Origin of the sequence: Stenotrophomonas sp. CFBP 13724, assembly GCF_014841975.1 — a bacterium.
GTDB classification, from domain to species: Bacteria; Pseudomonadota; Gammaproteobacteria; order Xanthomonadales; family Xanthomonadaceae; genus Stenotrophomonas; species Stenotrophomonas lacuserhaii.
In genome coordinates this window covers 36,958-52,762 of record NZ_JACYUW010000004.1, presented here as the reverse complement: position 1 = coordinate 52,762, position 15,805 = coordinate 36,958, and the positions used below count along the sequence as shown (strand labels likewise).

Here is a 15,805-nt window from a genome sequence, read left to right as displayed (position 1 = left end):
CCGTGGCCGTGGCAGAAGCGCACGCTGTCGTGCTGCAGCGCCTGCCGTTGCGTCCTGATGCCCGGATCGCCATGAATTCGACCGCCCCTGTCCAGACAACCTTCCCGGTGCTTGTTGCCGCGCTCCGCGGCACCCATCCCGATCTTCGGGCGATCGGGGTCGCGGCGGACCCTCCGGCGATGCCAGGCCGGATAGCGAATGCGCCGCTGCAGCATGCGGCCGCGACACCGGAAGCGGATGTGCGCCTGCTCGTCGAGCGCGCACTGGCAGCGGCCACGTGGGAATGGGTGCAGGAACGCACGGCCGAGCAAACTACCCGGCTGGTGGACACGATCAGCGCCGATCTGGTCCAGGACAGCGCCAGGCAGGGACTCACGCTGTCATCGGTGCGCATCGTGGAAGGCTGGGACCAGGGCGTGCACGGCCTGTTCGTGTGTGCGTGGAACGCCCTGACCGCCCCACCCGTGTTCGAACCAGGCCCGGGCAGCAACGCCATCGGCTGGGATCCGAACAACCCGCTGGATGTCCCGGAGTACCGTCAGCCGACCTTCGATGCCATGCAAGCGCCGGTGCGTCGCCTGCTGCTGACGTTCATCAGCAATTGAGCAAGCCTGTACCGGGGGCGGTGCGGGGCCGCCGCCTGCCCTGCCCGCTCACTGCTCCGCCGGCACACCCATCTCCTGCAGCAGTGCCGGGGCCGGATAGACCTTGGCCAGCAGCCAGCGCAGGTAACGCATGTCCACGTGGACGGCGCGCTTGAAGCGCGGATCGAACCACCAGCTGGCGCTGACCGATTCCCAGTTGCTGTCGAAGTTGAGGCCGATCAGTTCGCCCTTGGCATTGAGAACAGGGGAGCCTGAGTTGCCACCGGTGGTATCCAGGTTGGTCAGGAAGTTGACCGTCTGGGTCTTCAGCGCCGGATCGGCGGTGCTGCCGAAGTCGCCCTTGGCGATGGCGTCCTGCAGCGGGCGCGGTGCATCGAACGGATACGCATTAGTGTTCTTTTCCACGATGCCGGCCACGGTGGTCACCGGATCGAAATGCACGCCATCGCGCGGACTCAGCGCTTCCACCTTGCCGAAGCTGATGCGCAGGCTGCGGTTGGCGTCGGGGTAGACCGCCCGGCCCTGCTGGGCACGCCAGGCGAACAGCGCCTGCATGTAGGCCGGGCGCAGGCGCAGGCTCTCACCCTCACGGGTCTTGCGCTCGCCTTCCACGCGCAGCTGCGCCTGTACCAGCGGGCCGGCCAGGGCCAGCAGGGGATCCGGCGCCAGCGCCTTGCCCTCACGCGCCGCGGCAAAGCGCGACAGCCGCTGTGCCTCATCACCCAGGGTGGTGCGTCCATACAGGCCATCGAGCGCGCTGCCCAGCGACTGCGGAGTGCGCCCGAAGGCAGCATCGAACTCTGCCAGGCGCTGCGCGTCCGGCAACTGCTGGTAGCGGCCCAGCAGCGCGCCCAGCAAGGCCTTCTCCACCGCAGGGGCATAGCGCCGCTGGGCCTGCTTCAGCACCCCTTCGATCAGCGCCTGGTCACGCTGCTGGAAGCCGCTTTCACGCTGGGCATCCGGCTTGGCCGATTCCAGCCGCAGGCGCTCCAGCAGCAGTGCCGAGCGCAGCAGCTGGGTCTGGCTGGCGATCTGGTCCAGCAGCAGGTCGCGCTCACCCACCGAGGCGCCCTGTGACAGCGTGGCCAGCAGGGCCTGGATATCACCGCGATAGCGGGAATCGACACTGGCCAGCATCGCCTGCTCGTCACGGGCGCGCTGGGCCTTCGCGTCGCTGCGCAGCAGGCCTTCCAGTTCACCGGCGGCGCGCTTGCGGTTGTTCTTCAGCGACTGCAGCTGCGAGGCATAGCGGGTGCGCGCCTGCGCATCGCCCTGGGTGGCCGCCTCGATGGTATCGATCATCTGCTGGAACAGGGCGACGCGGCGCGGCAGCACGCTGTCGATCTGGCTGGCGAACTCGCCCGCGGTGCGGTGCCGATAAGTGATTCCCGGGTAGCCGGCCAGCATCGCGAAGTCGCCCGCCTTCGGGCCCTGCAACGACATCTGCAGGTGTGCCGGTGCCTGGTACGGCACGTTGTCGGCGCTGTACGCGGCCGGCTTGCCATCCTTGCCGACATAGGCGCGCAGCAGGGTGAAATCACCGGTGTGCCGCGGCCACATGAAATTGTCGATCTCATCGCCATAGTTGCCGATCGCCCGCGGCGGTGCGTAGACCAACCGTACGTCGCTCAGTTCCAGCTGGGAAATACGGTAGAAGTCGGTGCCGTAGTACATGTCGGCCACGCTGCAGCGCACATCGCCGGCGCGCTCGCACTCGGCCACGATCTGCTTGCTGGCCCTGTCCACGGCATCGAAATAGGCGCGGCCGGTCTTGCCCTTGGCCTGCGCCAGCACCTGGTCGGTGACCTTGTCGAACCCCACCGTGACCAGCACGCGGAAATCCGGGTTGGATGGCCGCTCGTCGGCCCGGTCACGCGCAATGAAACCGTCGTCGATCAGGTTGTGCTCGGCGCTGCTGTTGTACTGGATGACCCCCATTGCCACGTGATGGTTGGTCAACAGCAGGCCATCGGGCGAGACGAACGAACCGGTGCCGCCCCCTGCGCGCACCACCGCGCTGAGCGGTGGTGCGGTGACCGTCGCCAGTGCGCCCGGATCGCCCTTGAAGCCGGCCGCCTTCAGCGGCTTGGCCAGCTCGGGCAGCTGGGACGGCATCCACATGCCTTCATCGGCATGTGCGCCTGCCGCCATGGACAGGCCCAGGGCCAGGGAGACGGAAAGGGTTCTGCGGAGAAACATGCGGGCATCCGGCGGATCAGGTCAGCCCGTGACCTTAGCCTCTGCATGCCCCGCACGACAACCTCCGGACGTTGGGCACCCGAGGGTCAGTCGGGCAGCCCGGACAGCTGCACCAGGCACTTGCCATCGCCGTGATCGGTCAACTGCAGCGTCCAGGCGGCCCCCCGCCACCAGACCGTCGCGTCCAGGCGGGTCACATCGAAGACACCATCGTCCTCGGGACGTTCCACCTTGAGTACCACCACATCCGGCGCCAGGGTCATGGCGTCCAACGCACAGGGCAGCAGCACCTGCTCCTGTGCATCGGGGCCCAGGTAGATCACATCACCATCGATGGCGGCGGTCAGCTGCAGCCAGTTATCACCCCACTGCCCGCTCGGGTCGATCTGCGACGCATCGAAGCGTGCGTCCGGCGGTACACGCGTGGAAGCCAGCAGGCCGCGCAGTCCGGCGATGCCGTCGGCGTCGAGCAGCTGGTCGATCTCCCATTGCGCGATGCAGCTCTCGATGGCAGCGCGATGGGCCGCCAGCGGCCCGGTAGGAGCCGGGTGCTGGGCAGGAACGTGTTGTGGCGGCATCGGGGGAGGCATGGAATCGATGGAGGTCATGGAATGAACCAGATGGGTGAGTGGAAAGCGTAAGGCCAGGGGCCGTTGCCGGAGAGCACCGACGAGGCCGATGAGCGATACCTGTCATGGTGCAGATCCGGGCTCAGGGCAGCGGAAAAAGGCGCGGCGGGTTCCTGTGCGGCCGGATGACCCCGCCATGGCCCGGCGGATCGCCATAGCTCATCTTGATGTCCACACCCGGCAATGTCTCCGCTGCCGCCTGCATCAGCAACTGGCAGTTGTTCAGGCAGGGCACCCTGTCTGAAAACAGGCCCACCGAGCCGGTCACCCGGTCCAGCATCTCCGGCCGCTGCCACACGCCGGGCAACTCCGCCTCCACCGCATCAGCGACTTCATTGAGGAACTGCGATTCGGTGCAGCGGCGCACCGATGACAGGTAGACAGGGTCACCCACATGCAGCTGCGTACCGCCTATGTTGACGTGGGTGCGGAGCAGATGTTGCAGGTCGGCCTCGCTGCCGATCCAGTGCAGTTGGGTGTCCGGGACGCCCTGGGGCGCGCTGCCCGGCAGCTGGGCGCGCGGTTCCACCACGTAGCGACCGAACGGATGGTCCTCGGTCATGACCCGGTGCAGCAACGCTTGCGGTGCTTCGAAATCGGCTTGCCCCGGCGTGGCGACGCCTTCGTGGCCCGGTCGCCGGCGCGCGGGCACCATCACCTTCTGCACCTTCACCCCCTCCACCTTCGAGAACCCGTACCTGCCCCCCAACTGGCTACTTGAGACGAATGCCGGCTTGTCCCAGGCGAGGGGGCGTCCGTCGATCCGCAGCGAGACGTCGGCCACCAGGATGTTGGCCGTGCCCAACGCCTCGCGCGCAGCGAAGGCCTGCACGAAGGCAGAGAGTTCCCGCGGTGCAGCGGCGGAGGACTTCCAATGTGCCTTGATGAAATCCCTCAGACGCGCATCGTCACCGGCATGGCTGCCGGGCGGATTATTTCCCCGCCAGGAACGCGCCGCCGTGCCTGAGGTGTCCTTTGCCAACCACGCACGCGCTGCGGCACGTGCCTGTCCAAGTGCGTCGTCCAGCGCCTTTGCGGCGTCCCGTCGCAGGCTCACGGCCGTGTCGCGAAGATTCAACTGCCGCTCCAGGTCGTTCTGGTCCGGGCGGCGCGCACTGGCCGGGCAGCTGCCTGCCGCGGTCGGGCAGGCGGGCCGGCCCGCGGTCTGCAGCACGGCGTGGCGGTGCTGTTGGATGCGTGCCGTCGGGGCGGCCATTTCAAGCGCGCGCAGCCGTTCGGCCACCGCGCTTCCCAGCCCGTTGGCGTTGCGCAGCGCGATCGCCGATTCGGTGCCGAGCACCGCACTGACCGCCTGCTGCCATTTCGCGTAGGGCTGCGCGTGGCCGCTGACCCGCACGCCATCGGCGCCGAACACGAGCGTATGCGTTCGACGCGCATTGGGCTGCAGCGCCATGTGCAACTGCGGCCTGCCCTCAGGATGCAGGTCGCTCACGATCTTCCACGAGGGCAGCAAGGCAGCAAGCACATCCTGCAGCAGCGTCAGCGCATCGACCGACGGCACCCGCCCATCCAGCAACGCCTGCCGCAGCGTGCGCTCGCCCTGCCGTGCCAATGCGTCGGCGATGGCATCAACCAGTTGCTGCGGCCGTTGGTAGCGCAGGACGGCACCGGTGAGCTCGGGCTGCCGCTGCAGCACCTCCTCGGCCAGCCCGCGGTCAAGGCCGAACTGCAGTTGCAGGGCAGCCACCGCCGGCTGCGCCGCGTCGATATCGTCGGCCAACGTGCGCAGGGATGCCTGCACGTCGTCACGATGGCGCTTCACCGTACGCTGCAGGTGAGCGGTGACCGGGTCCACCAGCGCCGCTGGCGCGGTACCTGCTGGCAGCTTCAATGCCGCCGCTACGACGTCCGGATTGAGCAGCACGATCACCTGCTCCAGAGTCGGCAGTTCAGAGGACAACTGGAGCCGGAACAACGGCTCGGCGCCCCTGCCGATCACGATGCGGCGCTGGCCGGTGGCCGCCGAGCCGGTATACAGCTCGATGCGCCGGCCCTGTCCCAGCAGCGGGTCGCTGGCGAGTGCGCACAGCATGGCCATGCGGCCTGCTGGGCCGAACCCGGGTGCTTCGAAGGAGGCCTTGCCTGCCCCGATACGCCCCACCATCGCCTGCTGTGCACTGTCACGCAGGTCGCGGCGCAGGCTGGCACCGACCTGCCCGCCCAGCGGGCCATGCACGCTCAGCGCGCGATGGATGGCGGTGTCGTCGAGCAGCCGCGGTGCCGGCACCGCATGTTTCAGCACGGCCAGATCGGACGTGTCTTGCGTGCCGGGTGCGCCTCCGCGCAATCCTCCGCGCGGCCGCTGGGTCACCTTCCACACGCCATCCACGCGGGCCAGCAGCAGATCACTCCGGACGCGGCCACCGGGTGCCATCAGGTAGCGGCCACCCCCGAGTTCGGAACGCACCTCAGTGCGGAACCAGCCGCCGTCGATGCGGACGAACTGCGCACCATCCAGGTCGTACACGCCATTGCCCTGGGTGCTCAGGCGACGCAGTCGGTGGTCGTCAAGGTGCTCTTCCAGGTGTGAGTAGTCCGCGCTGCGGCTGGGCTGCGCCGGTTCGATCCGCCACTGCAGGGTCTTCCTGTCGTAGCGCGCCACGCCCCCCGCCGGCTGGCCGGTGACAGGGTCCAGCAGCACCGCCAGGCCCGACGCAGCGGTGCGGCTGCCTTCGGGGATGCGGTAGTCGCCCTGCCGGGCCTGGATGTATACCGGGCGCGCCAGACTGGCCTGCTGGCGCAATGATCGCGGTACGCCGGCAGCCAGCAACGGCCGGTTCGGCGCGGCCCCCAGCGTCGTGCCGGTTGCGGCATGGCTGAACAACTGCAGCAGCGCGGTTTCCGCTGCCAGCCGGCCGGCCCGCGCGGAGACACCATTCCGGGAAAGCAGCGGCGCCAGGGTACGGGCCGCCATCGACAACGCCTCAAGGCGCAGCGGCAGCAGGTTCTCGGCGAACTCATATACGCCGCTCAGCACGTCGAGGATGTCCCTCCCGCATTGCTCCTGGTCAGAGACCACCAGATCATCGGCTTGCCGCTGCAGGTGGCCGGCCCAACGCCGGTAGCAGGCGTCCAGTACATCGCCCTGGTCCGGGGTCACCGAGAGTTCCGACCAGGTGCCCGGCTCTTCCATGTCCTGTCGGTGCCTGGCGGCCGGCAGATGGGCCTTCAGCCAGTCCTGCATGGCGTGGCCGGCCAACAGGGCGTTGAGCTCGGCCTCGTTGTCGGCGGACAGGAACGGGCTCGGGTGCAGGCCGGCCACGTAGGCCTCCACGCGGCCATCCCCGGTACGTACGGCCAGGGTGCCGGGCAGCACGGAGTTGCGATCGAACACATACGTGTCATCGATCACGGCATGGGTGATCAGCGTGAGCGGTCCAACCTGCACCTGCTGCACCCTGCCCCGGTGTTCCACTGCCCGGGATCCCGGGTGCGCCAGCATCTGCCGCAGCACGGACGGGCCTTGCAGGCGCTGATGGGCAAACGCCAGCTGTTCTTCCAGCGCGATCCGTGCCGGGAATGTGTGGCGGAAGGCGCGCAACCGGAGGTCGCCCGGGCCGCCGCGCTGGCTGCTGTCGAACTGCTGCTGCAGGTGCCCCCGATACGATCCATCCAGGTCCAGTCCCCGGATCCATTCGCGCATCAGCGCAGGGGTCAGAGACGGAAGGGCCTTTCCATGCCTGTCGAACGCCTGCGCGCCGGCGCCGAACGGGATGTCGACGAACCCGATGTTGCGAGTGGCCAGCTCGGCAAGGCTGAGATCATGCTGGATCGGCGGCAGCAGCCTGGCCCCGGCCGGGTTGTGCGGCAAGCCGACCGGCTCCGGGCGGTAGTGGACCTGCTGCCAGCGCACGCGGATCTCGTCTGGCGCGGCGTCGATGCCGATGCTTTGAAGGTGCGCCTGCAGGCGCTCACCAATATGCCGTTGCAGTTGATCGCCGGTGGCGTAATCCTGTGGTGACTGCAGGCCGGGCACTGTCGGCGCATCGACCAGCGCGTCCAGATAATCGATCCATGCCGTGGTCAAGCCGAGCGCGCGCCCGGCGTCCTGCACGGGTGCCTGCAGCAGGCCATGGTCGGCCAGTTGTGCCAGCGCATGTTCCACCACGCCGGCCGCCGCTACGTAGGGGCCGACCAGATCCGCCAGCGGCCGCACCGGTTGCGCCCGCTGCGCGCCCGCACGTCGGATGTCGATGCCACCCTGCAGCACACGCTCAATCACTTCTTCGCCGGTGCGGTCCGCGTCCATCGGTGTGACCCCGAGCGTGACCTGGCCCCTGCCACCGGGTGCCGGCTGCAGGCGCCCCAGTGGGATCAATCCATACAGCGCCGCACGCAGCACGGGATGGGCGTCCATGTCGCGCAACAGGGTGTCCAGTGCCCCCGGAGCGTACTCAAGCAGGCCGATCCCCGGCAGCATCACCACGATCGGCCCGCTCGCGCTGCGCGGGGAGGTATCGGTGGGCTTGCCGGTGATCACCACCGCACCGGGCACGGCCACCTCGCCGCTGCCATCCACCAGCAGCCGCAGGTCAAAACGACCCACTGCATGCGCGCCGGCCGGCGTGCCTTGGCGGTCCTGTTCCACCAGCTGCATCACCAGATCGGCCGCGGCCGCGCTCAGGGTGTTCCGGGCTCTCCCGGCCTCTGCTTGCTCCTGCAGGTGGTCGCCCCAGGCCCGCGCCAGCTCGGCGCGAACGGTGGTCGATGGCCCGCCGCGCGTCATTGCCGGCAGGTCCAGGTAGTCGGCGATCGCCGATTCCTGGCCGTCGCCTGCGATTTCCGGCATCAGACCCAGCAGCAGCCGCAGCCGCGCCTGTGCCTTGGCCGGCGCCGTCGCGTTGGCAGCCGGCGAGGCGGCGGGCGTCAGCGCCTGCGGCTCGCTCGCGCCGCCCGCGACCGGTGCGACGGCGTCCGCGCGCAATCGCATGGCGATCGCCGCAATGCCGCTGAAGACGCCGGCGACGTCGTAAGGCGCCCTCTCCAGCGAGCCCGGTTCGGTAAGCGCACCGGTGCGTGCCGTCCGTGGCAGGTCCGGTGCAATGGCCTGTGCCGGGGTGCTCGCCGTCGCGACCGGATGCGCCGCAGCGAGGCGGTTGAGCGCCATCGCCTGCTGGGCCTTCCCTGCGCGCGCCTGGGCGATCAGCGGTGCCTGATTTCGCAGGTTGTCCACGCGCGCCCGGGCGGTCGCGATGGCGTCCAGGCGCCCAGGCCCAGGGGCAATCGAGCGCGCATGCAGCAGGCGCAGGCCGGCTTTGGCGCACCGACGCTGGTACGTCGTGCGGGTGTCTTCCGGGTCTGCACCGACCTGGTCGATCTGTCGCTCCACGATGGCGCGGTAGTTCATTCGTGCGGTGTGCTGCGCCAGTTCGAACAACCCCACCGAGGCCGGTCGCACCGGCTCGGCGCGGCCGGCCGGGAATACTCCGCGCAATGGCTGGCTATCGGTCGGCGCAGTGCCGGCCGCCACCGTCGACTGCGGCGGCGACAAGCCAGCGAGCAGCCGTGCCAGCGCTTCGGCGACGGCCGCCCGGTCGCCTGCCGGGGGCACGGCGGGCGGCAACCGGGAGGCCGTTTTCACCACGCCCAGCGCCCTGTCGATGCAGCCGTCGGCGTCCTGCAGCGCCTGCGTGGCCTGCAGGCTGACCATCAGCAATGAGCGGTCATTCGGTCGTTCAGCCCAGATCGCATACAAGGCATCCCGTTGCGCGCCGTCCCACGCCGGCAGCAACGTCTGCAGCACCGCATCGGCACGCTCTCGCAGCACATCGGACTGCACCTCCCCGGCCTGTGCCGCGGTGGCATCGGACACTGCAGCCTGCGCGGTGATACCCAGGAAGCCCGCGCTGCCGGCCAACAGCGCCGGCACGGCGACCGCAGGCATGAGCGTAGATACCATCGCCGCCGTGCCCAGTGCCGCGGTTGCCAGGCCGACCTGCGCCAGGCCGCTGCCCGGCACAGGGGTAGCTGTCAACTCCGTGCGCAGCGCCGCCCAGTGCTCGGCGTCGTGCAACGCGCGCAGGCGCATTTCACCACCCTGCCCATCACGCGGCAGGGCCAGTGCGCGCGCCCACGTGGCAAGCGGAACGTCCTGCGCATGCATGCGGATATCAGCGGTCAGTTGCTGGCGTTGCGCGTCCTGCAAGGTGGGAAACAGTGCCAGCAGCAACTGATCCAGCACGTAGGGCACCAGCGCGCGCGACGCGCTTCCGTAAGCGGCGGCCACCGCATCGCCGAACGGCGCGTGCAGCCATCGCAGCGCTTCATGCAGCTGGTGTTCGTCATGCCCGGGCTGCGCGCCATGCTGCAGCCAGGCGCAAAGGTGCTGCTTTAACGAGAGATCGGACGAGGTCAGCGGCAGTGCCAGCAGCTCAGCGGCCAGCCGCGCCTTCTGCAGTGAAGCAGGCGCAGGCGATCCGCTCGGGGTATACCGTGGCAGGTTGATGACACGCTGCGGCGTGGAATGCTGTTCCGCGCGAGCCGATGATGCGTTCGGGTGGCTGGCTTCGGCGCACGGGACAACCCGCGGCGCAGAGGAAGAAGGGGGCACAAGCGAGGGGGAGGCAATCATGGAACGATCCGATGGAAAGGCGTCCGGCTTCAGCCGGAGCGAGATTCTTGCCCTCGCCGTTCTTTTCGCCTTTCATTTCCCGCCCATCGAACGCGATCGCCGCTATTTTTCGCGGCGCCAGTTCAATGAACCGCGGTTCTCCACCGTGCTCGATTCCACTTCGATATCGAAGCCGCGGCTGAGCAGGTACTTCAATGTGAGCACCGAACCACTACCGACCAGCGAAACGCCGTAGCCCACGTACAACTTCGGCGAAATGAACTTGCCTACGCCCAGCACCGAACCGCCGAGCGCGCGTGACTGGCTGACGCCTGCATCGTCCAGGCCCAGTTTCGCGCCCAGCTGCGAGGCCAGCAGGCCGCTGCCCGCCGACAAGGCCGCCGATGCGGCGTTGACCTGCTGGGTCTGGTCGCTGGTGGCACCGGTCAGGCTGCGACCGAGCACCAGATAACCGAGCGCCTCGGATTGCGACATGGACGGGTCCGACCACACCTGCGCACGCGGCTGCATCGCACGGCCGGTGACATCGATGCCGGCGGTCACATCGCCGATGCGCCGTTCCGCGCGCAGGTTGATGCGTGGATCGGACACCGGGTTGTAGTTCCAGGTCAGCTGGCCGCGGGTGATGGTCAGGTCCTGGCCATAGGCCTTGTAGCGACCACTCACCTCCAGCCCGCCATTGGCGGTCATTTCGCGGCCCGGCTTGGCCCACACCTGCATCTTGCCGGTCAGTGCACCCTTCAGGCCGAAGCCGGCCATCTTGACGTTGTCGCCAAGGCTCACGGTCAGGTCCATGTCCAGGGGTGAGCTGACCGTCTCTTCCGGATCGACCGGATCCAGCACCACCACATCCGAGGAGACCGAGGTGCCGCGGTCAAGGCGTTCCAGGTCGATGTCCGCTTCCGGCACCAGCACTTCGCCCTTCAGCTGCATCGTCGTGCCGGCCAGGGTGAAGTCCAGGTTCGGATTGGCCACCACGCGCAGTTCGCTGGTGTTGGACAGCAGCACGTTCTCGCCATGGATATGCAGCTGCAGCGGCTGCGCATCGCCGAACCACGACAGCCCGCCGTCTACATACAGCGTGCCCTTGCCGGAGTTGGCCTGCGCGGTGATCTTCGCCGAGCCATCCGGTTGTGCGGTGAAGTTGCCCTTGCCCTGTTCGAACGTCAGGCCCAGAGCCGGGAATTCGCCCTTGAAGTCACTCAGCGTGGCCTCACCGCCCAGCAGCGGCTGGCTGCGGGTTCCGCGCAGGCTCACGTGGCCTTCGATCAGGCCGGTGGGCCGCACGATGTCCGGCGAGAACAGCTCCAGCCAGTACAACCGCGCCATGTTGAGGTACAGCTCACCGTTCAAGGGCGCACTGGCATCCCAGCCGGTCTGCACCTTGGCATTGACGAAGCCGTTGCCCTGGAAGCCCATGCCGAGGAAGCCGTCGATACGCGCAGGCGTCATGTCCAGCTTGATCGAGAACTGGTCGTACTTCAGCAGTTCGCCGCGGGCGTTGTCGCCCAGGCGCACACCACCTTCGGCCGAACGTACCTCCACGTTGCCTTCCCAGGCGTTGCCACGCGGACGGATCTGCGCGTCCATCGTCACCTCGCCACGCAGGAAGATGCGACGCCCGGAGGTCGGCGGCAACCACGGCTGCACCAGGGTCAGCGGCAATGCGTCGCCGCGCACCACCAGCCCTTCGCGCGGCCAGTTGGCATGCACGCACAGCGCACCGCCGGTGGCCGGGGCCAGGCAGGTTTCCGTCAGGCTGTAGTTGCTGCCGTTGACCGCGAAATCCGATGCGCCACGCAGCACCCAGGGATCGCCCTTCTGCGGTGCCAGCCGCAGCGATTCAAGCTTGCCACGCCACTGTTGACCCTGCTGGCGCACGCTGCCCTGCAGGTCCAGCGCGCCCATGTCATTGCGTGCCTGCGCGGCCAGCCGCAGGTTGCTGACGCTGCCCTGCGCATCCACGTTCACGCTATCCAGCAGCATCCCGGCGTTGACGTTGCGGCCCTGCAGCGCCAGCGTGCCACTGTCGCCGCTCCATGGCAGGCGACCCTTCAGGCTGATCGCTTCGGCCGCGTAATCGTCCCAACGCAGGTTGCTGCCCACCACGTCGGCGGTGATGTCCGGCGCGTCGCGCCGCCCCTTGATCTGCACCGTGCCCTGCAGGCCGCCATCGGCACCCGGCAGCAGGTCACTGAGCTGCAGCGGTGCAAAGCGCGCGTCGATGTCCAGCCGGTCGCCGACCTTGCCCGATGCCGTGACCCGGCTCGCACCGACGGCCAACTTCAGCTGGCCTTCGCCCTGCTCGCCCTGCACCGCGAATCTGCCCTGCGCATCCACCGCACGCTGGCGCAACCTGCCCTTCAAGGAGGGCAGATCGACCGTTGCTTCGATAACGCCGGCGGTCCCCGGCGGTGCATTCGCCGGCACCGGCAGCTGGCGGCCGGTGCTGGCAAGATGGCCCGACAAGCGGCCGTCCCAGCCCGGCATGAAGTAGCCCGGATCGAACGCGTCGAGTGTCGCCTTGGCATCCCATTGCAGCTGCGGCGCCCAGGCCACGTTGCCTTCCACGTCGAGCGTGCCGCCGGGCGTGCGCGCCTGCAGCTGCTCGATGCGCGCCGCGTTCTCATTGCCGCGCACATCGAAATCCAACGCCGCCTTCTGGCCATCGCGCTCGATGTCGGCGGTGCCGATCGCCGCCCACGCCTGCAGCGTACCGGCCAGTCCCATGCGGGCTTCGCGCAACATCACCGGCACCGCGACACTGCCGGCGGTGTTGGGATCAGCAGCCGGGGTATACGTCAGGTCATTGGCGACGATGGAAAAATTGAGTTTCTGGTTGCCCTGCTCCCGGAAGTCGGCACTGCCCTTCAACCGCACCTGCCCACCGAACGCCTTCACCACCAGCGGCGATACATTCAGCACCTGGTCTTCCAGCTGCACCTTGGACGGGGCCAGCTCGATCTTCTGTTCGCCAAGCTGGGCGGTACCCTTCAGATCGGCACTGCCCCCCTTGCCGGACGCGGTGAAGTCCAGCGTCAGCGGCTCCAGCGTGGAGGCGCTCAGCGCCGGGGTCAGCAATCGCACGTCCAGCGCATCGGTGCTTACGCTGGCCTTCCAGGTGGGATCGGTGCGGCCGTCGAACACCAGCATCGCGCGCAGCGGCTTGGGTGCACGACCGGCCACGGCCACTTCCATATGCCCCAGGTTGCCGCGTGCCACCAGGCCCAGGCTGGCCGGCGTGCGGCCACGCGGCGCGGGCAGGATGGCGGTAGCGCTCAGGTCCGTGTCGTAATCATCGGACGGAATGTAATGGCCGTTGATGCGGACATTGCCCATGTCGCTGTCCACCAGCAACTGGTTGGCCTTGAACTCGCCGTTGGCGATTTCCAGTCCACCGCCGATGCGCGCGATGTCGATGGTCGGCTCGCCGCCGGTGGTGACGCGCAGCCCATTGACCTGGATGAAGTCGGCCTGGATGGCCAGGGGCATCTCGATCTGCGGCAGCGAGTCCGGCCATGACGGCAGCTCGAAGGGCTCTTCGCTCTTGGCCAGGTTCAGCGTGGCATTGTCCAGTTCCAGCCGGTCCAGCATCAGCTTGCGGCCCAGCAGCGGACGCAGGTCCGGCTCCAGGTGTGCGCGATCGGCGTGGAAGTGGATGTCGTTGTAACGGAAATCGACGTTGTGCAGGGTGAGCGGTCCGGCCACCGGACCTTCGGCCTTGTCCCAGGTGAAACTGGCACCGGCCGGCAGGCGCGCGATCACCTGGGCCAGCAGCACATCGCGGCCGGCGACGGTCTGCAGCAACCAGTACAGCGCCAGCAGGCCAACCAGCACCAGGCCAAGCACGCCCACGCCGGACCACGCCCAGAAACGACGACGGCGGTAGAAGCGCCGGCGTGGCACGGGGGCCTGCGCGTTGGGTGCGTTCGGCGGGGTCGGGGGCGGCGTGCTCACAGGTCAGCTCCGATGTTCAGGTAGATCTGGAACTGTGAGTCCGGATCGTTCAGGCCATGGGCGATGTCCACGCGTACCGGGCCGACCGGCGACTTCCAGCGCACGCCGAAACCCACACCGGTGTGCAGGTCGATGGTGTTGTCGAAGGCGCTGCCGGTATCGACGAACACCGCCGCGCCCCACGGCCCATCATTGAAGTAATGCTCGTATTCGGCCGAGCCCACCACCAGGTGCTTGGCACCGAGGGCGAACTTGTCCGGTTCAGGCGTTCGCGGCCCCACTTCACGCCAGGCGTAGCCGCGGATGCTGCGGTCACCGCCGGCGAAGTAGCGCAGGCTGGGCGGCATCGCGACCAGGTCACTGGTCCAGGTGGTGCCGCCTTCACCGCGCAGGATCAGGCGATTGGTCTGTCCCAGTGGCACGTACCAGCGCAGCACCATGTTGGCCTGCACGAAGCTGGTGTCCGAGCCGGCGCCTTCCACGCCACCGCGCATCGTCGCGCTGCCGCTGATGCCACTGCGCGGGAACAGGCGGTCATCGACGTTGACGTAGTCCGCCGCGATCTGCGGATAGACCAGGGTGGAGTACTGGTAGACCGCATCGGTGAACTCGGTTCCCGATGCATAACCCCATCGCTCGCGCAGCGCGTTGATCGATGCGGTGGCCGTCCAGAATTCGTTGATCTGCCCGCTGCGGCTGGCGATCAGTTTCAGGTTGCGCAGGTCGATGTAATCGGTCTGTTCGTCGTAGGCGCTGGCGGCGAACGTATACCAGCCGTCGAGCCAGCGGAAGGCCGGGATCCGATAGCTTGTAGTAAGACTCTTACGCTTCTGGGCATAGTCCAGCTGCGTGTTCATCTTGTGCCCGCGGCTGTTGAGCCAGCGCCGCTCCAGGCCGCCACGCACACCGGCGCCGCTCTCGCTGCCATAGCTCAGGCCGGTGGTGTAGATGCTGCGCTTGGCACGGGTCAGGTTGACGTCCACCGGCACATTGCCGTTCTCGTCGGCTTCTTCCGGCTTGGGCTGGATGTCGATGGTGCTGAAGTAATCCAGCTTGGTCAGCGATTCGCGCAGCCGGTCCAGCTTGCCCTCGTGGAAATAGCTGCCCTCTTCCCAATACACCAGCGGATCGAACAGCTTGTCGACGAAGTAATTCTGCTTGAAGGTGATCGGGCCCATGTTGTAACGGCGCCCACTGTCCCAGGCGAGGTCGATATCCGCCGCATTTTCCGCGCGGGTGACCTGTACCTGGTGCTGGGTGTAATCGGCATCGAAATAGCCGCGCTCGGCCAGTCGCCGGGTCACGGTGATCTTGCTCGCTTCGTACAACGTATGTTCAAAAGCGTCACCCTTGCGCGGCCTGAACGCCTCCAGATCATCCTGCAGGTAACGGTCGTACATGGCCGGGCCGGTGATCTCGATGTGGTCCTCGCGGACCCGTACCGGCTCGCCCTTTTTCACATCGATCACCACGCGCAGGGTCTCGCCCGTACGGGGCGCCTCGACGGTGATGGTCGGGTTGTAGAAACCGAACGGCTCCAGCGCCTCGCGGGTCTGTCGTTCGGCCTGTGACAGCAGATACTCCAGCCGGGATTCTCCCTGCACTTTGCCGATCGTGTCGAAAAGCGTCAGCGAGACCTGGATGTTTTCGATGATCTCGGCGTCGTCGCCCTTGTCCAACCCACGGATATCCACTTTTTCGATAGTGCCTCGCGCATGCGCTGAAGCGATGGAGAACAGGGCCAGGCAGGCCAACGGCAGGGTCGATTTCATGGGCGGCATCCCCACAGCATAGCCGGGGGCGGCGGCATCGGGAATGAAGAG

At 67.8% G+C, this 15,805-nt stretch carries 6 protein-coding genes; 1 reads left to right on the top strand and 5 read right to left on the bottom strand.

Annotated features, from left to right (window positions below; translation table 11 throughout):
- The first annotated feature begins 29 nt into the window (after positions 1–29).
- A complete protein-coding gene (locus IFT63_RS15345) occupies positions 30–605 on the top strand; it encodes a hypothetical protein (protein WP_192084990.1) in 576 nt (191 codons plus the stop codon).
- Between the two features lie 48 nt (positions 606–653).
- On the opposite strand, the gene IFT63_RS15340 is transcribed toward IFT63_RS15345, so the two are convergent.
- The 5 genes from IFT63_RS15340 to IFT63_RS15320 all read right to left on the bottom strand — a co-directional run bounded on the left by IFT63_RS15340 (position 654) and on the right by IFT63_RS15320 (position 15,763).
- Positions 654–2,804: a S46 family peptidase gene (locus tag IFT63_RS15340; RefSeq protein WP_042612006.1), complete on the bottom strand. Its 2,151-nt coding sequence runs from the start codon at positions 2,802–2,804 to the stop codon at positions 654–656.
- A gap of 86 nt (positions 2,805–2,890) precedes the next feature.
- Entirely contained in the window at positions 2,891–3,412 is a 522-nt protein-coding gene (locus IFT63_RS15335) for a hypothetical protein (protein WP_152620509.1), read from the bottom strand.
- Positions 3,413–3,515: 103 nt separating this feature from the next.
- Entirely contained in the window at positions 3,516–10,025 is a 6,510-nt protein-coding gene (locus IFT63_RS15330; RefSeq protein WP_192084989.1) for a hypothetical protein, read from the bottom strand.
- A 102-nt stretch (positions 10,026–10,127) separates the two neighbouring features.
- A complete protein-coding gene (locus tag IFT63_RS15325; RefSeq protein WP_192084988.1) occupies positions 10,128–13,982 on the bottom strand; it encodes a translocation/assembly module TamB domain-containing protein in 3,855 nt (1,284 codons plus the stop codon).
- Positions 13,979–15,763 carry an autotransporter assembly complex family protein gene (locus tag IFT63_RS15320; RefSeq protein WP_192084987.1) on the bottom strand — a complete coding sequence of 595 codons (1,785 nt, stop codon included), beginning with the start codon at positions 15,761–15,763 and terminating at the stop codon, positions 13,979–13,981. The genes IFT63_RS15325 and IFT63_RS15320 overlap by 4 nt, the downstream gene beginning before the upstream one ends.
- Positions 15,764–15,805 lie beyond the last annotated feature (42 nt).

Excerpts from the sequence above, each read along its gene's own strand:
- IFT63_RS15330 (WP_192084989.1), bottom strand. The coding sequence starts at position 10,025 with ATGATTGCCTCCCCCTCGCTTGTGCCCCCTTCTTCCTCTGCGCCGCGG.
- IFT63_RS15335 (WP_152620509.1), bottom strand. The coding sequence starts at position 3,412 with ATGACCTCCATCGATTCCATGCCTCCCCCGATGCCGCCACAACACGTT.
- IFT63_RS15340 (WP_042612006.1), bottom strand. The coding sequence starts at position 2,804 with ATGTTTCTCCGCAGAACCCTTTCCGTCTCCCTGGCCCTGGGCCTGTCC.
- IFT63_RS15320 (WP_192084987.1), bottom strand. The coding sequence starts at position 15,763 with ATGCCGCCCATGAAATCGACCCTGCCGTTGGCCTGCCTGGCCCTGTTC.